Source organism: Candidatus Nitrosopumilus sp., assembly GCF_029882185.1.
Lineage (GTDB): Archaea > Thermoproteota > Nitrososphaeria > Nitrososphaerales > Nitrosopumilaceae > Nitrosopumilus.
In genome coordinates, this window is sequence record NZ_JAOULD010000062.1 from 1 (window position 1) to 5,854 (window position 5,854).

General features: G+C 33.1%; 8 protein-coding genes. 4 read left to right on the forward strand and 4 right to left on the reverse strand.

Annotated features, from left to right (window positions below; all coding sequences use genetic code 11):
- Nucleotides 1-139: 139 nt before the first annotated feature.
- Nucleotides 140-280, reverse strand: a complete 141-nt coding sequence (locus tag OEW78_RS09585; RefSeq protein WP_300327077.1) for a hypothetical protein — start codon at nt 278-280, stop codon at nt 140-142.
- Between the two features lie 5 nt (nt 281-285).
- Nucleotides 286-477, reverse strand: a complete 192-nt coding sequence (locus OEW78_RS09590; RefSeq protein WP_300327078.1) for a hypothetical protein — start codon at nt 475-477, stop codon at nt 286-288.
- Nucleotides 478-574: 97 nt separating this feature from the next.
- Here OEW78_RS09590 and thiD point away from each other — a divergent pair, with 97 nt between their 5' ends.
- The 3 genes from thiD (at nt 575) to OEW78_RS09605 (ending at nt 2,743) form a co-directional block, all read left to right on the forward strand.
- On the forward strand, nt 575-1,876 hold the full coding sequence (gene thiD / locus OEW78_RS09595; RefSeq protein ID WP_300327079.1) for a bifunctional hydroxymethylpyrimidine kinase/phosphomethylpyrimidine kinase: 1,302 nt from the start codon (nt 575-577) through the stop codon (nt 1,874-1,876).
- A gap of 230 nt (nt 1,877-2,106) precedes the next feature.
- Nucleotides 2,107-2,313 (forward strand): hypothetical protein, encoded by a 207-nt coding sequence (locus OEW78_RS10595; RefSeq protein WP_366523061.1) that lies wholly within the window; start codon nt 2,107-2,109, stop codon nt 2,311-2,313.
- The gene (locus OEW78_RS09605; protein ID WP_300327080.1) at nt 2,306-2,743 is read left to right on the forward strand and encodes a GNAT family N-acetyltransferase; all 438 of its coding nucleotides are present in this window, start codon (nt 2,306-2,308) and stop codon (nt 2,741-2,743) included. Before OEW78_RS10595 ends, OEW78_RS09605 begins: the two co-directional genes overlap by 8 nt.
- Here OEW78_RS09605 and OEW78_RS09610 read toward each other — a convergent pair.
- On the reverse strand, nt 2,740-3,180 hold the full coding sequence (locus tag OEW78_RS09610; RefSeq protein WP_300327081.1) for a hypothetical protein: 441 nt from the start codon (nt 3,178-3,180) through the stop codon (nt 2,740-2,742). The genes OEW78_RS09605 and OEW78_RS09610 overlap by 4 nt on opposite strands.
- Nucleotides 3,181-3,222: 42 nt before the next feature.
- Nucleotides 3,223-4,242 carry an HIT domain-containing protein gene (locus OEW78_RS09615; RefSeq protein WP_300327082.1) on the reverse strand — a complete coding sequence of 340 codons (1,020 nt, stop codon included), beginning with the start codon at nt 4,240-4,242 and terminating at the stop codon, nt 3,223-3,225.
- A 241-nt stretch (nt 4,243-4,483) separates the two neighbouring features.
- Here OEW78_RS09615 and OEW78_RS09620 point away from each other — a divergent pair, with 241 nt between their 5' ends.
- On the forward strand, nt 4,484-5,749 hold the full coding sequence (locus OEW78_RS09620; RefSeq protein WP_366523062.1) for an alkaline phosphatase family protein: 1,266 nt from the start codon (nt 4,484-4,486) through the stop codon (nt 5,747-5,749).
- Nucleotides 5,750-5,854: the final 105 nt, after the last annotated feature.

The window sequence follows — 5,854 nt, forward strand, 5'->3', positions numbered from 1 at the left end:
TATAGTATGAAAGATGAATTTGTTCTTTTCATTGTGTCACTCAATCATCATAGTAACACGAATCAGCTCAATTTCAATCCAGTGGCCAAAACTTCTTTTTCTGATTTTATTTTTGAAATCCTGTCCAAAATAGGTACGATTAGTCGTCCAAATCAGGAAAATTTGCAAAATTTTGTTTTATTTCAGAGAGTCTTTGGAATAATTCGGTTTCTGCAGAAACTAGTGAAATATAATTTCGTAATTGTAGATTTTCAGATTTAATAGAATCTATTTCTGACATATTTGTCACCTAGGAGGACTCCAACTTTCCTCCATGGAATCACCCAGATTTTTTGAGGCAAGATATTGTTTTCCACATTTGAAACATTGCCACACAAATTTACCATCTCTCATTGTTTGATATTGCATAGGTAACAAGCAAGTAGTACATCGTAATGTTTCAGGAGGAGCATCATTCAGTACCGGAATTTTAGTCATCAAAACAAAACAAGGAATTCAAGTATAAAATAGATGTCCTGTAAAATGATTAATTAAAAAAGAAAGGCAGATTAGTATTGAAAAAATAACAATCATAATGAATTTACTCTCTATCGGCGGATCGGATCCTTCATCAGGTGCAGGAATTCAAAGTGATGTCAAAACTTTTGCAGAATTTAACGTGTATGGACTAACAGTGATCACAGCCATTACAGGTCAAAACACATCGAATTTTGGAATGATAGAACCAGTATCAGATAGAATTTTAAAAAATCAATTGGAATCAATAATATCAGATTTTGAAATAAGTGGAATTAAAATTGGAATGGTTTACAATTCTCAAATAATCAAAACAGTATACCAACAATTAAAAAAATTGAAAATACCAATTGTCGTAGATCCGGTTTTAAAATCAACGACAGGGGGAGAGTTGATGCAGAAAACAGCTATTTCGGATTTTCAAAAATTCATTCTTCCTCTTGCAACAGTAATCACCCCAAACAAATTTGAGGCTGAAATCATATCAAAAATAAAGATCAACTCAGAAAAGAGCATGGAAAAAAGTGCAAAAATCATCCAAAGGATGGGGGCAAAAAACGTGGTGATTACAGGTATAGAAAAGAAGAATAACAAAATAACAGATTTTGTGTTAGAAAAAAATACAAAGTATGCAATAGTAGGAGATAAAATTGCAAACATCAATCATGGTAGCGGATGTAATTATTCAGCAGTCATGGCATTTGCATTAGCTAACAATAAAACAATACGTGAATCAGTAAAATTTGCAAAAGAATACACATACAACTCTATAAAAAATGCAAAAAAAAGAGGCAAAGGAATCAGCATTACAGACATTCAAAAACAAGACAAGACGCATTCAGAATTATCACATGCAATTAATGAATTTGTAAAGATGAAAAACATATACAAGAATATTCCCGAATGCCAAACAAATTTTGTCTATTCCAAACAAAAACCAAAATCAACTAGAGATATTTTAGGAATTTCTGGAAGGATTGTCAAGGCAGGAAAAGAAGTCATCATTGCTGGGGATTTGGCATACGGAGGCTCAAAACATGTTGCAACTGCATTATTAACAGTAAATAAAAAATTTCCAGAGATACATTCTGCAATAAATATCAAATTCCAAAATACAACAATAACGAAAATGAAAAAATCAAAATTAAAAATTTCAACCTATGATAGGATGCAAGAGCCAAACAGTGTAAAAAACAAAGGATCTACAATAGAATGGGGAATAAAAAATGCAATTAAAAATCTAAAAAAACCACCAGATGTAATCTTTCACAAAGGTGATTTTGGTAAAGAGCCCATGATCATAATTTTTGGAGAGACACCGGGAATTATTTTGAAAAAATTATCAAAAATCATAGAATAAAATTTTAGTTTAAAATCATCCTTGAACATAAATAGTCATATTCCAAATAGGATTTGTGAAGTCAGTAATTTTAGCAGCATAAAACAAAAAAGACATTTGTCACCATGAGTTTAAACGAATACAAAACTGATTTGTCTTATGAAATAATTAATACTGCAAAAACAGGCACAATGCAAAGTTGGGATGAAAAACCATAAATCAAAGCAAATGTGAATAGAGGTTGTTACGTAATGGAGTCAGAAATATTCAGTGGGATTTCAAAGAATAAAGTATATGGAATGGATGACTTATCAGAAAGACCACAAATAAGAAAAAATTTGTCAGTAGTTTTATTACAAAAAAAGGATTTACAGATATCGGTAGCAAAGAATCGTATAAAAAAGCAAATGAAGAACATGTTAAGAAAATTAGGAAAAAGTGAGAACAGAAATGAATGAGCCAACCATTAGAGAATTAAAAGAAGGAGATCTGTGGAATGGATTTCTAAAATCATTGGACTCATTAAGAGAAGCAAGTAGTATTGATACAGATAAGGCAAAATCAATATTTAAAAAAATTGATTCCAACCCAGATCATATTATTGCAGTTGCAGAAGTAGATGGGCGAATTATAGGTTCGACTACACTGTTAATAGAAACAAAATTCATCCATAATGGAGGGCTAGTTGGACATATCGAAGATGTGGTAGTAGACAAAGAACATCAAGGTAAAAAAATAGGTGAAAAAATTATGAAATTTCTAATCGAAATTTCAAAAAAACGTGGCTGTTATAAGATAATTCTGGATTGCACAGATGATGTGAAACCATTTTATGAAAAACTAGGTTTCAAACAAGTTGCAAACGAACTAAGGTTAGATAATATTTAGAAGAATTCTTTTTTTGGTTTCTTCTTTTTTTCTTTTGTTAAATAAGCACCTACAGCAATCACAGGAATGGACAGGATCATAAACAATACAGGTACAAACTTTACAATGTCTGTAAGATAGATCTCGTCTATTTTATCAACCATAGAATAAGACACAATCATTCCAGATAACATGATCACTCCACCTGCAACAATCAAAGCACCAATAGGTTTTGAACCATATTGTCTTGTCATAATGAATGGAACAGCAGCTAAGATTCCAGCAGGGGCAACACCTATAGAAATGAATTGGAATATTTTTGGGTCTGCATCAAATGTAATTGAAAATTCAATTGCTTCAGGAACATTGGTCATAAAATAGTAAATTGAAATCATCTCACCTGCAAACATTGCAAATAACCCAAGGCTAGTAACTGCAAGCCATTTTTCTATTGCCATGATTCTAACAGATTCTAGTTGATAAATAAACCATTCAAACAATCAAACTATGCCAACTAGATTGGCTAGTTCCTTCCTACAAGATGCACCAAGTTTTTCTGCAGCTTCCTCAGGAGAAATATCATTTAAGAAAATCCCATATCCTCGCTCTAATCCAGACCAGGATTTGGTTATAGGATAAATTTCAATATGCCAGTGAATCTGTCTACTGTTTTTCTTTTCAGGAGAAAGATGAAACACAATATTGTAAGAAACGTTTTTGATGGTTTTTGCCAATCCGCCCAGAGTGGCCCTAAGAATTAATGATAAATCATTGATTTCTTTTTGTGTGATTTTTGAAAAACTAGTAACATGTTTTTTTGGAGATATCCAGAACTCGTAAGGGTATGAAGGAGCCCAAGGAGAAAATGCAATAAAGCCTTCAGTTTGAAGAACCTGTCTAGGTCCACTAATTTCTTCATTGACAGTTTGACACATTGGACAGACTCCCTTTTCATTTAGGATTTTGTGAGATGCTTCAGCTTCGGTTTCAATAACAGGAGGAATTGTAGAGAATGTTAAGAGGTTGAGGTGAGGATGAGGATTAGAATTACCTGCCAATTCACCATGATCCCCATAAATTGAAACATAGGTTACACCTTTTTGCGTGTAAAGCCACCTTAATCTATCTTGAACGACTACTAGTACGTTTGACCATTGTTCAGTATCAATAGTCGCAAAAGTATCCTTCTCGTTTGGAGATGCAACAACAATGTAATGATAACCGTATGCAGGTTCACTGTAAAACGGTTTGTCACTGTAAGAATTCTCAGTATCAATTGAAACTATAGGGTTTTTACTTTCAAAAACTCGGATTGCCCAACCTTCAACATACGTTTCATCTTCATTATCTTGAAGACGTTGCAACATACCGTCTTTTGCGACAAGTGATAAGACAGAGGGATTTGTCATGGCTTCATTGCCTGGTGCAAAAGGGGATTTTTTTGGATCAACTACTTTGTTGTCTTTTTTTGAGACAATCATAAAACGCTCAGAAACATAATCTTTGCGCATATCACCCATAATGGTTATTGAGAGTAAAATGTCTGTTAAAACGTTTACTAAGATCTATTAAAATTTAATTTTAAAAATTAGTTAAAGACAATTTTAAAAAATAAGAAAGTCCTATCTTCACCAAAAATAAATTTGATGAAAATTAAAAAACAATAACACATAATTTGATCGTAAAGTTTGTTGTAAGATTTAAAGGAGAGCACCAGATTGCCAGTATGTGGAAAGTATTTTGAATAATTCTGATATCCATATGATTTACGTTCTTTTAGACGGCGTCGGAGATCTTCCACATCCAGATTTAGATGGAAAAACACCGCTTGAGGCTGCAAATACTCCAACATTAGATAAGATTGCCAGTAATGGGGCAATAGGAGAGGTAATTTCAGTTGGAAAAGGAATTGCTCCAGAATCAGACATTGCTGTTTTCAATATGCTAGGATACAAATTCAAACATGCAGATTATGTTGGAAGAGGAGTAATTGAAGCAATAGGGATTGGTGTTGATTTTAAAGATGGAGACTTGGCTCTAAGAGGAAATTATTCCACATTAAATGATGAAGGAGTAATTGTTGACAGAAGAGCAGGTAGACATATTGAAAAAGAGGATGCAGACGGAGTTGCAAAAGAAATTGAAGAAAAGATCAAATTAACATCCCCAGGCATATCAGTAGTAGTTTCTCCAACAATAGGTCACAGAGTAACAGTAAGAATCAGAAAAGATTCTCAAAAATTATCTTCCAGAATTACCAATACAGACCCAGCATACAGCAACATTGGAGGCATGGGAGTTGCAAAAGCAGTAGGAGACTTTTTAAAAATTGAGAAATGTTTACCGCTTGAAGATGATAACGATTCAAAATTTACTGCCAATCTTGTAAACGAATTCTCAGAAAAATCAATCGAGATAATGAAAGAGAGTCAAATTAACAAAAGAAGGCAAAGTGAAAACAAAAAACAACTGAGCTGTATTTTGCTTAGAGATGCAGGTAACAAATATCCAGACGTAATTCCAATTAACGAAAAATATGATATGAATTTCTCATGCATAGTAGATATGCCGGTTGAGATAGGCATTTCAGAAGTTCTAAAAATGAAAGCTTTCGAAGCAGGAGGATTAACAGATTATGAAGAAAAGGCAAAAGTGGCTGCAAAAGCAATGGAAACTCAAAATGCAATTTATGTTCACCTTAAAGGACCAGACGAATTTGGTCATGACGGAGATGCAATAGGCAAAATGAAAAACATAGAAGAAATTGATCAAAGATTTTTCAAAACATTAGTTGAAAACATTGATTCAAGTAAAGTTGCAATCATTATTTCTGCAGATCATTCTACACCATGTATAAACAAAGGACATAGCGATGATCCTGTTCCACTACTAGTTTCAGGGGACTTTATTAAGAAAGATGGCACGACCAGAATGACTGAACAGCAAGCAAAGAAAGGAAGCATAGGATTACTTCAAGGTGCAGAAGTAGTCGAAAAATCTCTAGAATTAATTAAATCTCAAATCTAGTAAGTTTGTTTCCTTGTTGCATATTGACAACATGTTTTCTAATTCTATCAACATCTATTGAATAATACATAGAGGGAGACGTACCTAATTTTTCCAAGGCTCTGC

Coding starts and splice junctions, on each gene's coding strand:
- OEW78_RS09610 (WP_300327081.1), bottom strand. CDS start 3,180: ATGGCAATAGAAAAATGGCTTGCAGTTACTAGCCTTGGGTTATTTGCA.
- OEW78_RS09605 (WP_300327080.1), top strand. CDS start 2,306: ATGAATGAGCCAACCATTAGAGAATTAAAAGAAGGAGATCTGTGGAAT.
- OEW78_RS10595 (WP_366523061.1), top strand. CDS start 2,107: ATGGAGTCAGAAATATTCAGTGGGATTTCAAAGAATAAAGTATATGGA.
- OEW78_RS09585 (WP_300327077.1), bottom strand. CDS start 280: ATGTCAGAAATAGATTCTATTAAATCTGAAAATCTACAATTACGAAAT.
- thiD (WP_300327079.1), top strand. CDS start 575: ATGAATTTACTCTCTATCGGCGGATCGGATCCTTCATCAGGTGCAGGA.
- OEW78_RS09615 (WP_300327082.1), bottom strand. CDS start 4,242: ATGGGTGATATGCGCAAAGATTATGTTTCTGAGCGTTTTATGATTGTC.
- OEW78_RS09590 (WP_300327078.1), bottom strand. CDS start 477: ATGACTAAAATTCCGGTACTGAATGATGCTCCTCCTGAAACATTACGA.
- OEW78_RS09620 (WP_366523062.1), top strand. CDS start 4,484: ATGATTTACGTTCTTTTAGACGGCGTCGGAGATCTTCCACATCCAGAT.